The sequence below is a fragment of the Halobacillus sp. H74 genome (assembly GCF_052246715.1).
GTDB lineage: Bacteria > Bacillota > Bacilli > Bacillales > Halobacillaceae > Halobacillus > Halobacillus litoralis_A.
This window is the reverse complement of the sequence record NZ_JBQQCI010000001.1, coordinates 110,183-123,892: the sequence shown is the minus strand read 5'-3', so window position 1 is coordinate 123,892 and position 13,710 is coordinate 110,183. Positions and strand designations below refer to the sequence as shown.

The window sequence follows — 13,710 nt, the reverse complement described above, 5'->3', positions numbered from 1 at the left end:
ATCAATGCGTTTTGATGAAGCCTATTCTGGAAAAGTGTTCATCATGAGCCGGGCAAGTGAGGAGGCAGCGGAGGCTGTCATTTACGGCATGCCGATGGATTGGACCGTCAGTTTCCGTCCGGGGTCACGATTTGGACCGAATCGGATCAGAGAAGCTTCGATCGGATTAGAAGAGTACAGTCCCTATTTGGATAAACACCTTGAAGAAGTCCTCTATCATGATGCTGGTGACCTGCTGCTCCCTTTTGGGAACCCTGCCCGCAGTCTGGACATCATTGAAGGTTATATAGAGGAATTATTGGATAAAGGGAAATTCCCTCTCGGACTGGGTGGGGAACACTTAGCCACATGGCCTGTCATCAAGGCGATGTACCGGAAGTACCCTGACCTTGCGCTGATCCATATCGATGCCCATGCTGACTTGCGTGAGGAGTACGAAGGTGAAGTCCTCTCACATTCCACCCCCGTTCGGAAAGCATGCGGGTTGATCGGTCCTGAGAATATCTATTCTTTCGGAATACGTTCAGGAATGAGAGAAGAGTTCCAATTTGCTGAAATGTCGGGAATGCATATGTCTAAGTTTGAAGTGTTGGAGCCATTGAAAGAAATCTTGCCGGAATTAGCAGGACGGCCGGTATACGTGACAGTCGATATTGATGTGCTCGACCCTGCTTATGCGCCGGGAACGGGGACGGCAGAAGCGGGAGGCATTTCTTCCAAAGAGCTGCTTGCGAGCATTCATGCCATAGCCGGGAGTGAGTTGGACATTGTAGGAGCAGATCTGGTGGAAGTCGCGCCAGTTTATGATCCTACAGAAAAGACTCCGATTGCAGCCAGCAAATTCGTCCGCGAAATGCTTTTAGGGTTTGTCAAATAAATGATAGAATAGGAAGAACCACTGTGAGGGCTCATAGTGGTTCTTTCTATTTGAAGACATTTTCATGAAATTACACAAAGGAGCGCTTTGTTTTGGATAAAAAGAAATTTACGATTCTATTGTCATATGCAGTCGTCATGACCGGCTTGCTTTTATTGACCTTCGGGGCTGAATGGAACCCTTCGAACTACAGTTATTCGCTCAACAACGAGACGATGGTGATTGAAAAGGGTCTAGCGCAGGAGGTTGAAGAAGTGAGTGTTGGAAACCGGATGAATGACGTGCTGCGTTATACCTTAGCAGTATCAGCGGAACAACAACAATGGAGAATAGATGTAACAGTTATCGGGATTCTGCTTCCCTTTCTATTGCTATTATTCATTCCGGATCTAAGACCATTAAAAAAACATCTATCCACCAGGTGGTACGTGACGATAGTTTTGGCTATCCTGGTTGTATATGCTGCATACAGTGTCCCTAACCACATTTCAAATATCAACGAAGTTCATGAACAAGTCAGCCGCTTGCTTGAATGATACTTGGTTCGCTTGCGTTTTTCGATTCGAATTCTTATAATGTATTAGTTATATCATGTACGTAAAATTCGGCGAAAGAAAAGGTGGAGTAGAGATGCCAAGTAACGCAAAAGAGGTCCAGGTACAGGTTGTCACGGAAATCCAGGATGAGGATCGGAATGAGACGATGGAGATCCAGGGACCTGGACAATTTTTCTCGCGTGGCGACACCCAAGTGCTCACCTTTACCGAGCACCCGGAAGAAAGCGAACCTGTCAACACAATGGTGACAATCAAGCCGGAACATGTAAGCATTAAGCGCAGCGGCGGCGTGGAAATGCGCCAGGTTTTCCAACAGTCGATGGAAACAGAAAACCTATATCACCATACCTATGGAGATTTTCATATGAAGACATATACAGAAGAACTGGATTTCCGATCGTTGCAGGAATCTACTCAAGGACGCCTTTATTTGAGTTATAAAATGACTTTAAACCACGAAGTGACCCAAGCACACCGCTTGACATTGACGTTTGAGGAGGAGAGCGAATCATGAATATCGTTGAACAAATGGAACAAAAGTTGAAAAACGAAATCGTGCGTTCTGTCATAGCAGCTGAACTCGCAAGTGAAGAAGAAATGCCAGAAGTCGTCTTGGAGCAGCCTAAAGACAAAACCCATGGTGACTATGCAACGAACATGGCCATGCAGCTTGCACGTGTAGCGAAGAAGAATCCGCGAGTCATCGCAACGGAGCTCGTCGAGCATTTCGACCATACGGAAGCATCAATTGATAAAATTGAAATTGCCGGGCCGGGGTTCATCAATTTTTACATGAATAATCAGTATTTGACTGAATTGGTACCGGCCATCTTAGATGCAGATGAAGAATACGGACGTACAAATAGCGGCAAAGGCCATAAAGTCCAGGTCGAGTTTGTGTCTGCGAACCCGACAGGTACGCTCCACTTAGGCCATGCGCGTGGTGCGGCGGTCGGTGATTCACTATGTAACGTTTTAGACGCTGCAGGCTATGACGTGTCCCGTGAATATTACATCAATGATGCCGGAAACCAAATGATGAACTTAGCTCTCTCTTTAGAAGCGCGTTATATGCAAGCTCTCGGAAAAGATTGGGAGATGCCTGAGGATGCCTACCACGGCCGGGACATCATCGGGTTAGGTGAACAAATCATAGAAAGTGACGGTGGCAAATGGGCAGATGTTGAAAAAGAAGAACGTCTGCAATTCTTCCGTGAATACGGCTTGAAGTTTCTGCTTGATAAAATCAAAAATGACCTTGAGGAATTCCGTGTTCCATTCGACGAGTGGTTCTCAGAAACATCGCTTTATCAAGGAGAGCAGATCAGCGATGCGATGCAAGTGTTGAAAAACCAAGGCTATGTCTTTGAAAAAGATGAGGCAACATGGTTTGAAACTACTCGTTTCGGTGATGATAAAAACCGTGTGTTAATTAAGAATGACGGAACATACACGTATTTGACTCCCGATATCGCTTACCACAAAAATAAAATGGATCGTGGATTTGACACGTTGATCAACATCTGGGGTGCGGACCACCATGGCTATATTCCACGAATGAAAGCAGCAATTCAAGCACTTGGGTATGATAAAGATACCCTGGAGGTTGAAATCATCCAGATGGTCAATCTCTTCCAAGACGGTGAAAAAGTGAAAATGAGCAAACGTACCGGAAAAGCCGTTACGCTTCGGGAGCTGATGGAAGAAGTCGGCATTGATGCCATGCGCTATTTCTTCTCTATGCGTTCAAGCGACTCTCACCTGGACTTTGACATGGATCTGGCACGCTCAGAATCAAACGAGAATCCTGTTTACTACGTCCAATATGCACATGCCCGTATCTGTACGATGCTAAAGCAGGCAGAAGACAAGGGGCTGGTGAGCGATTCTTTTGATGCCAGTCACTTAACCTCTGAAAAAGAGGAAGATCTGCTGAAACGGTTGGGAGAATTCCCGCAAGTCGTTGCAGATGCAGCTGAAAAGCGTACACCACATCGTGTGACTCAATACGCATTCGACCTTGCTTCTAATCTGCATAGTTTCTACAATGCGGTAAAAGTACTCGACGAGGCTCATCCAGATCGTACAGCCGCACGAATCGCTTTGATGAAAGCTGTGCGTACAACATTGAATAATGCCCTGAAATTGATCGGTGTTTCTGCACCAAAACAAATGTAACCACATATAGTAAGAAAAGGGCGTCTTTGCTGAATGGGCAGGGGCGTTCTTTTTTGTTGAGGGCAGGGGATACAGTCCTTCTTTTCGTTAAGTGAGCAATGTATGATTAAATGATGCTTCCGTGAGAAACCGGAGATATAACCATGGCATGTGTAAATGTATCTCGAAGCGGAAGTCAAGCTGAAAAAAGACGATTGCATGACAAATCAAAGCATGGGAAAAGATAAAGCCCAGTATTACATATTGAAAGGTAGTGGAAATAATGAAAGAAGTCATCATCGCTTTATTGACAGGATTTATAGTTGGGCTCATTTTTGCGGGGTTCAAGCTGCCTATCCCAGCCCCGCCAGCTTTTGCTGGGGTTGCTGGAATCATAGGCATATATTTAGGTTTCAAAGTCATGGGATGGGTTGGTCCGATGCTGCCGGAAATTTTCAAATGAACGTTATAAAAAAGGTCGCAGGAATACTGCGATCTTTTCATTTATCCGCGTACTCAAAGCGCGCCTCTTAAGCCAGTGGTCATCAAACGGGACGGCATCGGCAACATCTTCAAAGTAAGACCTTCGCAAGTCACTGATAAATACTTCATCATAAACATACGTATTCACTTCCTTGTTTAAGAAAAAACTACGCCGGTCAAAATTGGCCGTGCCAATATCCGCGAATTTCCCATCGATCATGATCACTTTGGAATGGTAAAACCCATCATCATAAAAGTGAACGTGACCACCGTGATGATATAATTCCTCTAAAAAAGGGATGCCAGCTTCTTTAACAAAAGGGTGATCAGCTTTCATTGGAATTAAAATGTGAAGGTCTACCCCATTCTTAATCGCTTGTTTCAGAGCTTTTTGTAACTGCTCGGTAGGGACGAAGTAAGGTGATCCAATCAAGATCTCATTTTTTGCGGATTGAACAATACTGGTGAATTCATTTTCCAGCTCGACACCGTCCGTGGCGAACACTTTCAATTTGTGCTTTCCTTTTTCAGTAGTCGTATGTTTTTCAATCTTTTCACCAGTAGCTAAATACCAATCATCCAGTAAAATTCCATGAATAGCACTTACCACAGGACCAGTCACCCGTAAGTGATAATCACGCCAGTCCCCGAACTTCGCAGAACCTCCAATATAATTACTGCCGATATTAAAACCGCCGATATAACCGATTTTTCCGTCGATTACGGTGATTTTCCTGTGATTTCTCCGGTTTATCCGATAAAAGAAATAAGGGAAGCCGGGCGTCTCAGAAAAGGCGAATTGCACACCTGATCTTTTCAAATCCTGCCTTATTTTTTTATTCAATTTATATCCTCCGATACGGTCGGTACATAAGCGGACTGGAATTCCTTCGATCGCTTTATTTTTTAACACTTGCAGGAAATTCTGGCTGATATAGTCGTTGTCCACTAAGAAAAAATATACATCGACTTGTGATTCGGCATTCGCGATATCCTGGAATAAATCTTCATAAAGGGCAGATCCATTTTTATATAGCTGGTAATCCCCTGTAGTTTCCTGTTTAGGGAGGGTGCGGGGGTTTTGATTATGGTTATATTTCCCTATTTTAAAATCAATGATAAGTAATAAAATGAAAAGGATAGCTATTAGAACAAGAGTGATGAGCATGGCTGATCCATCTCCTTAACTGTTTCTTCCTCCTAGTCTCCCCGTTTCTTGAGGTTTCAATAGGAAAAAGGCGAAAATATGTTGACTGAATGCTCATTCATAATTTATAGTAAAGCTATAAGATTCAGAAAATTTTAAGTTTCTGGGCCGAGAAAAGGGGAATCGCGCATTTTGCGATAACAACAAAGAGGGGGAGAACATATGAATCCGTTGTTAGTAGCAAACTGGATTTTGTTCCTTGGCGTAACGGTATACGGTTTGTACTTATTTGTTCGTGTCGTACAAACCCGTGTCGCTTATATTAAGATGGGGAAGAAATTCGAGTATGATAAACAACTGAAAAGACGTTTACAGAAAATTTGGATTTACGTTTTCGGACAGAAAAAATTATTGAAGGATAAAAAATCAGGCATCATCCATGTCATGATGTTCTATGGCTTTATCCTTGTCCAGTTCGGGGCGCTGGATTTCATTTGGAAAGGACTGGCACCTGACTCCCACTTACCATTAGGGCCTTTCTATCCTGGCTTCACGTTCTTCCAGGAAATTGTGACATTAACAATTCTTGTTGCTGTCATTTGGGCGTTTTATCGTCGCTATATAGAAAAATTGGTTCGCCTGAAGCGTGGGTTTAAAGCAGGGCTCGTACTTATTTTCATTGGCACATTGATGGTGACGGTTTTAGTAGGGAACGGCATGGGGATTATCTGGCATGGCCATGAAGGCGCATGGACAGAGCCTATTGCGTCCACAATTGCAAGCGCTTTCGCATGGCTGCCTCCTGTAGCAGCAGCCACCGTGTTCTTTGTGATGTGGTGGATTCACCTGTTGATTTTACTGACTTTCCTGGTTTATGTACCACAATCCAAGCACGCTCACTTACTCGCTGCTCCTGTTAATGTTTTTCTTAGTCGAGAAGATCCTCCAGGGAAGCTTAAACCGATAGATTTTGATATCGACGAAGATGCCGATGAAGATGAGGTCTCTTTCGGCGTCGGAAAAATCGAGGAGTTCGATCAATTACAAATGATCGATTTTTATGCCTGTGTGGAATGTGGTCGTTGTACAAATGTCTGTCCAGCATCAGGATCGGGGAAAATGCTCTCTCCAATGGATTTGATTATTAAATTGAGAGACCATCTGACTGAAAAAGGTGCGGCTGTCACAGGGCAGTCTCCCTGGGTACCATCTTATGCCTTTTCAGGAACGGAAGGGAACACATTAGCTCAAATGGCCCGCTCCCAGGGGACTGAGGAAGCAGCGTCTACACTTGACGCTGTAAACGAAAAGAGCTTGATCGGTGATGTCATTACAGAAGAAGAACTATGGGCATGTACGACATGCCGAAACTGTGAAGATGCTTGCCCAGTCATGAACGAACACGTCGATAAAATCATCGACCTTCGTCGGTATCTTGTAATGACGGAAGGGAAAATGGATCCAGATGGACAACGTGCGTTGATGAATATCGAACGCCAGGGAAATCCGTGGGGGTTATCGAAGAAAGAACGTGAGGACTGGAGAGATTTGGATGAAGAGGTTCAAATTCCGACTGTGAAAGAATTGAAGAAATCTGGCGAAGAGTTTGAATATCTCTTCTGGGTCAGCTCAATGGGATCCTACGATAACCGCAGCCAAAAAATCGCAATGGCTTTCGCCAAGCTTATGAATGCTGCAGGAATCAAGTTTGCGATTCTCGGTAATAAAGAGCAGAACTCAGGGGATACAGCCCGTCGGATGGGAAATGAATTCCTCTTCCAGGAACTTGCTGAAAAGAATATGAAGGAATTTGAAAAACATAATGTGAATAAAATCATTACCATTGACCCGCATGCTTACAACATTTTCAAAAACGAGTATCCGGATTTCGGCCTTGAGGCAGAGGTTTACCACCATACTGAAATGTTGGCTGAATGGTTGAAGGATGGCCGCTTAAAGCCTGAGGGTGTAGTCAATGAAAAAATCACCTATCATGACAGTTGTTATCTTGGGCGCTATAACGAAGTCTACCAGCCACCGCGTGAAGTGCTTGAGATGATCCCTGGTGTGGAAGTGGTTGAAATGAAACGAAACCGCTCCAACGGAATGTGCTGTGGTGCTGGCGGCGGCATGATGTGGATGGAAGAGAAGTCTGGAAACCGCGTAAATGTTGCCCGTACAGAACAGGCTCTTGAAGTGGAACCGACTATGATTTCCAGCGGATGTCCATTCTGTCTGACGATGCTTTCTGATGGTACGAAAGCAAAAGAAGTAGAGGAAGAAGTTAGTACAATGGACATTGCGGAAATATTAGCGAAGTCCATGTTTGAAAAAACAGAAGAGAAAACAGCTTAATCAAACGTTTGACCAATAAGGGAAACGAGTCGAATGTATGAAAAATGAGGATTAATATTGTGAAAATTGTGGAAAGTGTACAGCATTTTATGTACACTTTCCTTATGAGACGAAATTGAGCGAGCGTTCAATCGTCATTTTTTGAAAGCGTTATCAAAAATAAGGAGGAAAACACATGCGTAAAACTGTGATAGTAGCTGGGGCCCGTACACCTTTCGGGAAATTCGGAGGTTCTTTAGCACCATTGACGGCTGTTCAACTTGGAGGTATAGCCATCAAAGGAGCGTTAGAAAGAGCGAAAGTTAAACCAGAAGATGTGAATGAAGTAATCATGGGAACCGTACTGCAAGGCGGTCAGGGTCAACTTCCATCCCGTCAAGCTTCACGTGAGGCTGGCATTCCGTGGGAGGTCAAAACAGAAACAGTCAATAAAGTCTGCGCATCAGGTATGCGAAGTGTCACAATGGCAGATCAGTTCATTCGTTTAGGGGAAGAAGAGGTGATTGTCGCCGGAGGTATGGAAAGCATGAGCAATGCCCCTTACTTCATGCCGAAAGCACGGTGGGGATTACGCATGGGGGATGCTCCTGTCAAAGATATGATGGTTCATGATGGATTGACCTGTTCTTTTGAGAATGTCCACATGGGCAACTATGGAAACCGGACAGCAGAAGAGTTTGAATTGACACGTGAAGCTCAAGACGAATGGGCCTTTCAAAGCCATCAAAGAGCAGTAAAAGCGATTGAAGATGGGAAATTAGGGGAAGAAATCACGTCTGTCGAAGTTCCACAACGAAAAGGTGACCCGACAGTTGTCGACACAGATGAAGCACCGCGGAAGTCTACGACAGTGGAAGCTCTGGCCAAGTTACGTCCTGTCTTCGATAAAACAGGGACGATTACAGCAGGGAACGCTCCGGGTGTGAACGATGGTGCTTGTGCGATGCTTTTAATGTCGGATGAAAAAGCTGAAAAAATCGGGGCTGATTCATTAGCGACTATTTTAGCCCACGATGAAATTGCGGTAGAGGCTCAACATTTTCCGCAAACACCAGGGCTGGTCATCAATAAACTTCTCGAAAAGGCAGGAAAATCAATTGAAGATATAGATTTATTCGAAGTAAACGAGGCTTTTGCAGCCGTATCTTTAGCTAGTGGCAAAATTGCAGGGTTGGACCATGAAAAAGTCAATGTCAATGGTGGTGCTGTAGCTTTGGGTCACCCGATAGGTGCGAGCGGTGCACGTATTTTGCTGACACTTGCCTATGAATTGAGACGCCGTGGCGGTGGGTTAGGTATCGCAGCGATCTGTTCAGGCGGTGGCCAAGGGGACGCCGTATTGATCGAAGTTCCGAAACAATAAGGGGGAATAAAGGATGACAATCAATCAGGTAATGGTCATAGGAGCAGGGCAAATGGGAGCAGGAATTGCTCAAGTGTTCGCTCAATCCGGCCTGAAAGTAAAGCTTAATGATATGAGTCAAGATGCATTGGACCAGGGTTTGGCGGGCATTGAGAAGCGTTTGGGCCGTGCTGTGGAGAAAGGGAGAATGACAGCGGAGGAGCAGCAGGAGGCAGTCCAGCGGTTGAGCGGGACGACTGATTTGAAAGATGCTTCGGATTGCGACCTTGTAATCGAAGCAGTCATTGAAAAAATGGAGGTGAAGGTAAGTGTTTTTCAACAGCTTGATGAAATTACACCTGCTCATGCCATTTTAGCTACAAATACCTCGTCCCTACCGATAACAGAAATTGCGGCAGCAACAGAGCGCCCTTCCCAAGTGATTGGAATGCACTTCATGAACCCGGTTCCTGTGATGAAATTGGTCGAAGTCATCCGTGCGCTCCAAACCAGTGATGAAACTTATCAAGCGATTGAGGATATGACGAAAAAGTTGGAAAAAACCCCGGTGGAAGTCGAGGACTTTCCGGGTTTCGTTTCTAATCGAATCCTGATGCCGATGATTAACGAAGCGATTTATACCGTTCATGAAGGCGTGGCTTCTGCAGAGGATGTGGATGCCGTGATGAAACTTGGTATGAACCACCCGATGGGGCCATTGACATTAGCGGACTTCATTGGACTTGATACATGTCTGTATATTATGGAAGTGCTTCATGATGGATTTGGAGACAGCAAGTATCGTCCATGCCCGCTCCTCCGTAAGTACGTCAAGGCAGGCTGGCTTGGTAAGAAGTCAGGGCGCGGTTTTTACATCTACGATTAACGTGTGAAGGGGAGAGCGAGAATGGACTTACAATTTACTGATGAACAGAAGATGATGAGAAAGATGGTACGTGACTTTGCAGAGAATGAAGTAGCTCCAGCTGTTGAACGAATGGAAAGGGAAGACCGCTTTCCATCAGAGCTGATTCCGAAAATGGGGGAACTGGGTCTCATGGGTGTTCCCATCCCTGAAAAATATGGTGGAGCTGAGATGGACTATACTTCGTACATCATCGCCATTCATGAATTGTCAAAAGTCAGTGCAACACTTGGTGTCATCTTATCTGTGCATACATCTGTGGGCACAAATCCGATTTTATACTTCGGAAATGAAAATCAGAAAAACAAATATATTCCGAAGCTTGCTTCGGGAGAGTACCTCGGAGCGTTCGCCCTGACAGAGCCAGGTGCTGGATCTGATGCGGGCAGTTTGAAAACGAGAGCGGAGAAACGAGGCGACCATTATGTCTTGAATGGATCGAAAGTGTTCATTACGAATGGTGGAAAGGCTGATACATTCATCGTGTTCGCCCGCACAAATCCTGATGTGAAGACAGGTAAAGGCTTGAGTGCGTTTATCGTGGAGCGGGACACCCCGGGTTTTTCAATCGGAAAAGCAGAGAAGAAGATGGGGCTCCACGGGTCAAGTACAGTGTCATTGAGTTTCGATCAATGTGAAGTACCGGCTTCTCAACTCCTTGGAAATGAGGGAGAAGGGTACAAAATCGCGCTTGCAAACTTGAACGTTGGGCGGATCGGAATTGCGGCTCAATCGCTCGGAATTGCGGAAGCGGCTTTGGAGCATGCGGTTGGATATGCCAAGGAACGTGAACAGTTTGGCAGACCGATCGCTCACTTGCAGGGCGTCGCTTTCAAGATAGCAGATATGGCGACAGAGGTAGAGGCATCAAAACTGCTTGTCTATAATGCAGCTTCCCTTCAAGCGGAAGGGAAAAAATGCGTAAAGGAAGTTTCCATTGCGAAATTGATGGCTTCAAAAACGGCAGTCCGTACAGCAATTGAAGCGGTTCAAATCCATGGCGGATACGGGTATACGGAGGATTATGCTGTTGAAAGGTTTTTCAGGGATGCCAAGGTTTGTGAAATCTATGAAGGTACAAGTGAAATCCAGCGTGTGGTAATCGGAAATCATTTGCTTAGAGATTGAGGAGGATTCGAGAATGAATTTTACATTAACAGAAGAGCAGGAAATGCTTAGAAAAATGGTTCGTGATTTTGCAAAGAATGAAGTAGAACCAACCGCAGCGGAACGTGATGAAGAAGAACGTTTTGACCGTGAGATATTCGATAAGATGGCAGAACTCGGCTTGACAGGGATTCCTTGGCCTGAAGAGTATGGGGGGATCGGATCGGACTTCGTGAGTTATGTGATCGCAGTCGAAGAGCTGTCCCGTGTCTGTGCATCAACTGGTGTAACATTATCAGCCCATATTTCACTAGCAAGCTGGCCGATCTATAAATTCGGATCAGAAGACCAGAAGAAAAAGTACCTCACCCAGTTAGCCTCTGGTGAAAAGCTTGGGGCGTATGCATTGTCAGAACCTGGAGCTGGTAGTGATGTTTCCTCGATGCGGGCACAAGCGAAACCGAATGGGGATCATTATGTGTTGAATGGCAGTAAAGTATGGATCACAAACGGCGGTGTCGCAGATATTTACATTGTTTTTGCCAAAACAGATCCTGAGCAGGGAAGTCGTGGCATCAGTGCCTTTATTGTCGAGAAAGACACACCGGGCTTCTCTACAGGCAAGAAAGAGAAGAAGTTAGGGATTCGTTCTTCTCCTACAACAGAGCTTATTTTCGAAGATTGTAAGATACCGAAAGAGAACTTGTTAGGGGAAGAAGGGCAAGGTTTCAAAGTAGCAATGATGACGCTGGATGGCGGCCGAAATGGAATTGCTGCTCAAGCGGTGGGAATCGCTCAAGGTGCGCTGGATGAATCCATCTCTTATTCGAAAGAGCGGGAGCAGTTCGGGAAGCCGATTGCCAATCTCCAGGGGATTTCATTTAAAATCGCTGATATGGCAACAGAAATTGAAGCTTCAAGACTGCTTACCTATCAAGCGGCATACTTAGAATCAGAGGGTCTGCCGTACTCCAAATCGTCTGCGATGGCAAAACTGTTCGCCGGGGACACAGCGATGAAAGTGACGACAGAAGCCGTCCAAGTCCATGGGGGCTATGGATATACGAAAGATTATCCAGTAGAACGATATATGCGTGATGCGAAAATCACTCAGATCTATGAAGGTACACAGGAAATTCAAAGGCTTGTTATCGGCCGTATGATGACGAAATAGAAAGGTGACTGAATTATGCATCCACTCGCGGAACGGATTCAAAAACAGGATATGCGAGCATTGGCACGTGCAATCACATTGATTGAAAACGACGATGATCAGAAGCTCTCTTTGATGAGCGATATTTTTTCCATCCAAAAGCAAGCCCACTATATAGGGATCACTGGTTCTCCAGGGGCAGGAAAAAGTTCACTGATCAATCGGCTGCTCACTTTTTTGAGACAGCAGAATCTTACAGTCGCTGTCATCGCTGTCGATCCTACGAGCCCGTTCAGCGGAGGTGCTTTGCTTGGTGATCGCACGCGCATGAACCAACATTTCCTCGACCCTGGTATTTTCATCCGCAGCATGGCCACAAGAGGAAGTCTTGGAGGACTCGCCCGTGCAACTAAGGACAGCATCCGTGTTTGTGATGCTTATGGGTTTGATGTCGTACTGGTTGAAACTGTAGGTGTCGGTCAATCAGAGCTCGACATTATGAAAGTGGTGGACACGACAGGACTCGTACTCACTCCTAACAGTGGGGATGTGCTGCAAATCTTCAAAGCGGGGATCATGGAAATTGCTGATTTGTTCATCATCAATAAAGCTGACTTACCTGGTGTAGGGAAATTGAAGTCGACCCTTGAAGAATACATGATGATTGTTCAGCCCAAAGGATGGCAGCCGCCCATTGTGCAAACAATTTCCACTGAATCAGAAGGTATGGACGAATTGTGGAAGAATATGAATGACCATCATTCCTATTTATATCGTACGGATTCAGGAACAGAACGGAGAAAGCAACAGCTGAAATTAGAAGTCTATGATTTAATTCGAGAAGAGATTTGGCGGGATGTCAAAACAGAAATTGAACGGGATGAGCAGAAATTGGAGGTCTTTCAAAATCCAGATGCTGATCCTTATCAGCTGGCCCGTTCTTGGGTTAAAGAATGGGGGAGGAAGGGTGAGTGACATTGGCTGAAAAACAAGTACCCTCTACCATAAAAGATGAAGCACTCGTCACCAAACGGAGAAATCAGATGATCAGAGGCGCCGTAACACTTTTTATAGAAAAAGGATTTCACAAAACGACAACCCGTGAAATTGCAAAAGCCTCAGGTTTCAGCATCGGCACGCTCTATGAGTATATCCGAAAGAAAGAAGATGTCTTGTTTCTCGTCTGTGACTCGATCTATAAACGAGTGAAGGAGAGGATGGAAGCCTCTATCGACCCGAATCAGACTAGTGTACAAAGTTTGGTTCACGCCATACGCTCTTACTTCCAATTGATGGACGACATGCAGGACGAAGTACTTGTCATGTACCAAGAGGTGAAATCATTATCACGCGATGCTCAGGATTATGTCTTGCAGAAAGAAAGAGAAATGGTGAGTATGCTGGAACAAGTCATCTTTAACAGCCTTCCCGGTCAAAGGTCAGAAACACAAGTGAAACTGATCGCGAACAATATATTTGTCCAGGGGCAGATGTGGGGTTTCCGCAGGTGGATTCTCCAACGGACATTTACGATTGAAACATACACAGAAATTCAAATTCAATTGTTATTGGAAGGTCTCAATAGCAAAGTAGAGGAATCATCTTAA

General features: G+C 45.1%; 13 protein-coding genes. 12 read left to right on the top strand and 1 reads right to left on the bottom strand.

Going from position 1 to position 13,710, the window contains the following annotated elements; translation table 11 throughout:
• Nucleotides 1–4 precede the first annotated feature (4 nt).
• The 5 genes from speB (at nucleotide 5) to ACTWPX_RS00645 (ending at nucleotide 4,054) form a co-directional block, all read left to right on the top strand.
• Nucleotides 5–877, top strand: coding sequence for an agmatinase (speB, locus tag ACTWPX_RS00665; RefSeq protein ID WP_443118062.1), 873 nt, complete (start codon nucleotides 5–7; stop codon nucleotides 875–877).
• A gap of 92 nt (nucleotides 878–969) precedes the next feature.
• Nucleotides 970–1,413 (top strand): hypothetical protein, encoded by a 444-nt coding sequence (locus tag ACTWPX_RS00660; protein ID WP_443118061.1) that lies wholly within the window; start codon nucleotides 970–972, stop codon nucleotides 1,411–1,413.
• Nucleotides 1,414–1,507: 94 nt separating this feature from the next.
• Entirely contained in the window at nucleotides 1,508–1,948 is a 441-nt protein-coding gene (locus ACTWPX_RS00655) for a DUF1934 domain-containing protein (RefSeq protein WP_443118060.1), read from the top strand.
• The gene (gene argS / locus ACTWPX_RS00650; protein WP_443118059.1) at nucleotides 1,945–3,612 is read left to right on the top strand and encodes an arginine--tRNA ligase; all 1,668 of its coding nucleotides are present in this window, start codon (nucleotides 1,945–1,947) and stop codon (nucleotides 3,610–3,612) included. The genes ACTWPX_RS00655 and argS overlap by 4 nt, the downstream gene beginning before the upstream one ends.
• A 262-nt stretch (nucleotides 3,613–3,874) precedes the next feature.
• Complete coding sequence (locus tag ACTWPX_RS00645; RefSeq protein WP_443118058.1) at nucleotides 3,875–4,054, top strand: XapX domain-containing protein; 180 nt, start codon at nucleotides 3,875–3,877, stop codon at nucleotides 4,052–4,054.
• Between the two features lie 3 nt (nucleotides 4,055–4,057).
• Here the strand turns inward: ACTWPX_RS00645 and cls are convergent, their stop codons facing one another.
• The gene (gene cls, locus ACTWPX_RS00640) at nucleotides 4,058–5,242 is read right to left on the bottom strand and encodes a cardiolipin synthase (protein WP_443118057.1); all 1,185 of its coding nucleotides are present in this window, start codon (nucleotides 5,240–5,242) and stop codon (nucleotides 4,058–4,060) included.
• 201 nt (nucleotides 5,243–5,443) lie between these two features.
• Here cls and ACTWPX_RS00635 point away from each other — a divergent pair, with 201 nt between their 5' ends.
• From ACTWPX_RS00635 to ACTWPX_RS00605, 7 genes are all read left to right on the top strand, one after another.
• Entirely contained in the window at nucleotides 5,444–7,576 is a 2,133-nt protein-coding gene (locus ACTWPX_RS00635; protein ID WP_128525552.1) for a heterodisulfide reductase-related iron-sulfur binding cluster, read from the top strand.
• Nucleotides 7,577–7,751: 175 nt separating this feature from the next.
• A complete protein-coding gene (locus ACTWPX_RS00630) occupies nucleotides 7,752–8,939 on the top strand; it encodes an acetyl-CoA C-acetyltransferase (protein ID WP_443118056.1) in 1,188 nt (395 codons plus the stop codon).
• Between the two features lie 13 nt (nucleotides 8,940–8,952).
• The gene (locus tag ACTWPX_RS00625) at nucleotides 8,953–9,804 is read left to right on the top strand and encodes a 3-hydroxybutyryl-CoA dehydrogenase (protein WP_443118055.1); all 852 of its coding nucleotides are present in this window, start codon (nucleotides 8,953–8,955) and stop codon (nucleotides 9,802–9,804) included.
• 21 nt (nucleotides 9,805–9,825) lie between these two features.
• Nucleotides 9,826–10,971 carry an acyl-CoA dehydrogenase gene (locus tag ACTWPX_RS00620; RefSeq protein ID WP_443118054.1) on the top strand — a complete coding sequence of 382 codons (1,146 nt, stop codon included), beginning with the start codon at nucleotides 9,826–9,828 and terminating at the stop codon, nucleotides 10,969–10,971.
• A gap of 13 nt (nucleotides 10,972–10,984) precedes the next feature.
• Nucleotides 10,985–12,124 carry an acyl-CoA dehydrogenase gene (locus ACTWPX_RS00615; protein WP_443118053.1) on the top strand — a complete coding sequence of 380 codons (1,140 nt, stop codon included), beginning with the start codon at nucleotides 10,985–10,987 and terminating at the stop codon, nucleotides 12,122–12,124.
• Between the two features lie 15 nt (nucleotides 12,125–12,139).
• Nucleotides 12,140–13,078 (top strand): methylmalonyl Co-A mutase-associated GTPase MeaB, encoded by a 939-nt coding sequence (meaB, locus tag ACTWPX_RS00610; RefSeq protein ID WP_443118052.1) that lies wholly within the window; start codon nucleotides 12,140–12,142, stop codon nucleotides 13,076–13,078.
• Nucleotides 13,079–13,080: 2 nt separating this feature from the next.
• Nucleotides 13,081–13,710, top strand: a complete 630-nt coding sequence (locus tag ACTWPX_RS00605; RefSeq protein ID WP_443118482.1) for a TetR/AcrR family transcriptional regulator — start codon at nucleotides 13,081–13,083, stop codon at nucleotides 13,708–13,710.

What these genes read in the sequence shown, in the direction of transcription:
- ACTWPX_RS00655 (WP_443118060.1), top strand. Translation starts at nt 1,508, where the DNA reads ATGCCAAGTAACGCAAAAGAGGTCCAGGTACAGGTTGTCACGGAAATC.
- meaB (WP_443118052.1), top strand. Translation starts at nt 12,140, where the DNA reads ATGCATCCACTCGCGGAACGGATTCAAAAACAGGATATGCGAGCATTG.
- ACTWPX_RS00645 (WP_443118058.1), top strand. Translation starts at nt 3,875, where the DNA reads ATGAAAGAAGTCATCATCGCTTTATTGACAGGATTTATAGTTGGGCTC.
- ACTWPX_RS00620 (WP_443118054.1), top strand. Translation starts at nt 9,826, where the DNA reads ATGGACTTACAATTTACTGATGAACAGAAGATGATGAGAAAGATGGTA.
- cls (WP_443118057.1), bottom strand. Translation starts at nt 5,242, where the DNA reads ATGCTCATCACTCTTGTTCTAATAGCTATCCTTTTCATTTTATTACTT.
- speB (WP_443118062.1), top strand. Translation starts at nt 5, where the DNA reads ATGCGTTTTGATGAAGCCTATTCTGGAAAAGTGTTCATCATGAGCCGG.
- ACTWPX_RS00635 (WP_128525552.1), top strand. Translation starts at nt 5,444, where the DNA reads ATGAATCCGTTGTTAGTAGCAAACTGGATTTTGTTCCTTGGCGTAACG.
- ACTWPX_RS00625 (WP_443118055.1), top strand. Translation starts at nt 8,953, where the DNA reads ATGACAATCAATCAGGTAATGGTCATAGGAGCAGGGCAAATGGGAGCA.
- ACTWPX_RS00630 (WP_443118056.1), top strand. Translation starts at nt 7,752, where the DNA reads ATGCGTAAAACTGTGATAGTAGCTGGGGCCCGTACACCTTTCGGGAAA.
- argS (WP_443118059.1), top strand. Translation starts at nt 1,945, where the DNA reads ATGAATATCGTTGAACAAATGGAACAAAAGTTGAAAAACGAAATCGTG.
- ACTWPX_RS00615 (WP_443118053.1), top strand. Translation starts at nt 10,985, where the DNA reads ATGAATTTTACATTAACAGAAGAGCAGGAAATGCTTAGAAAAATGGTT.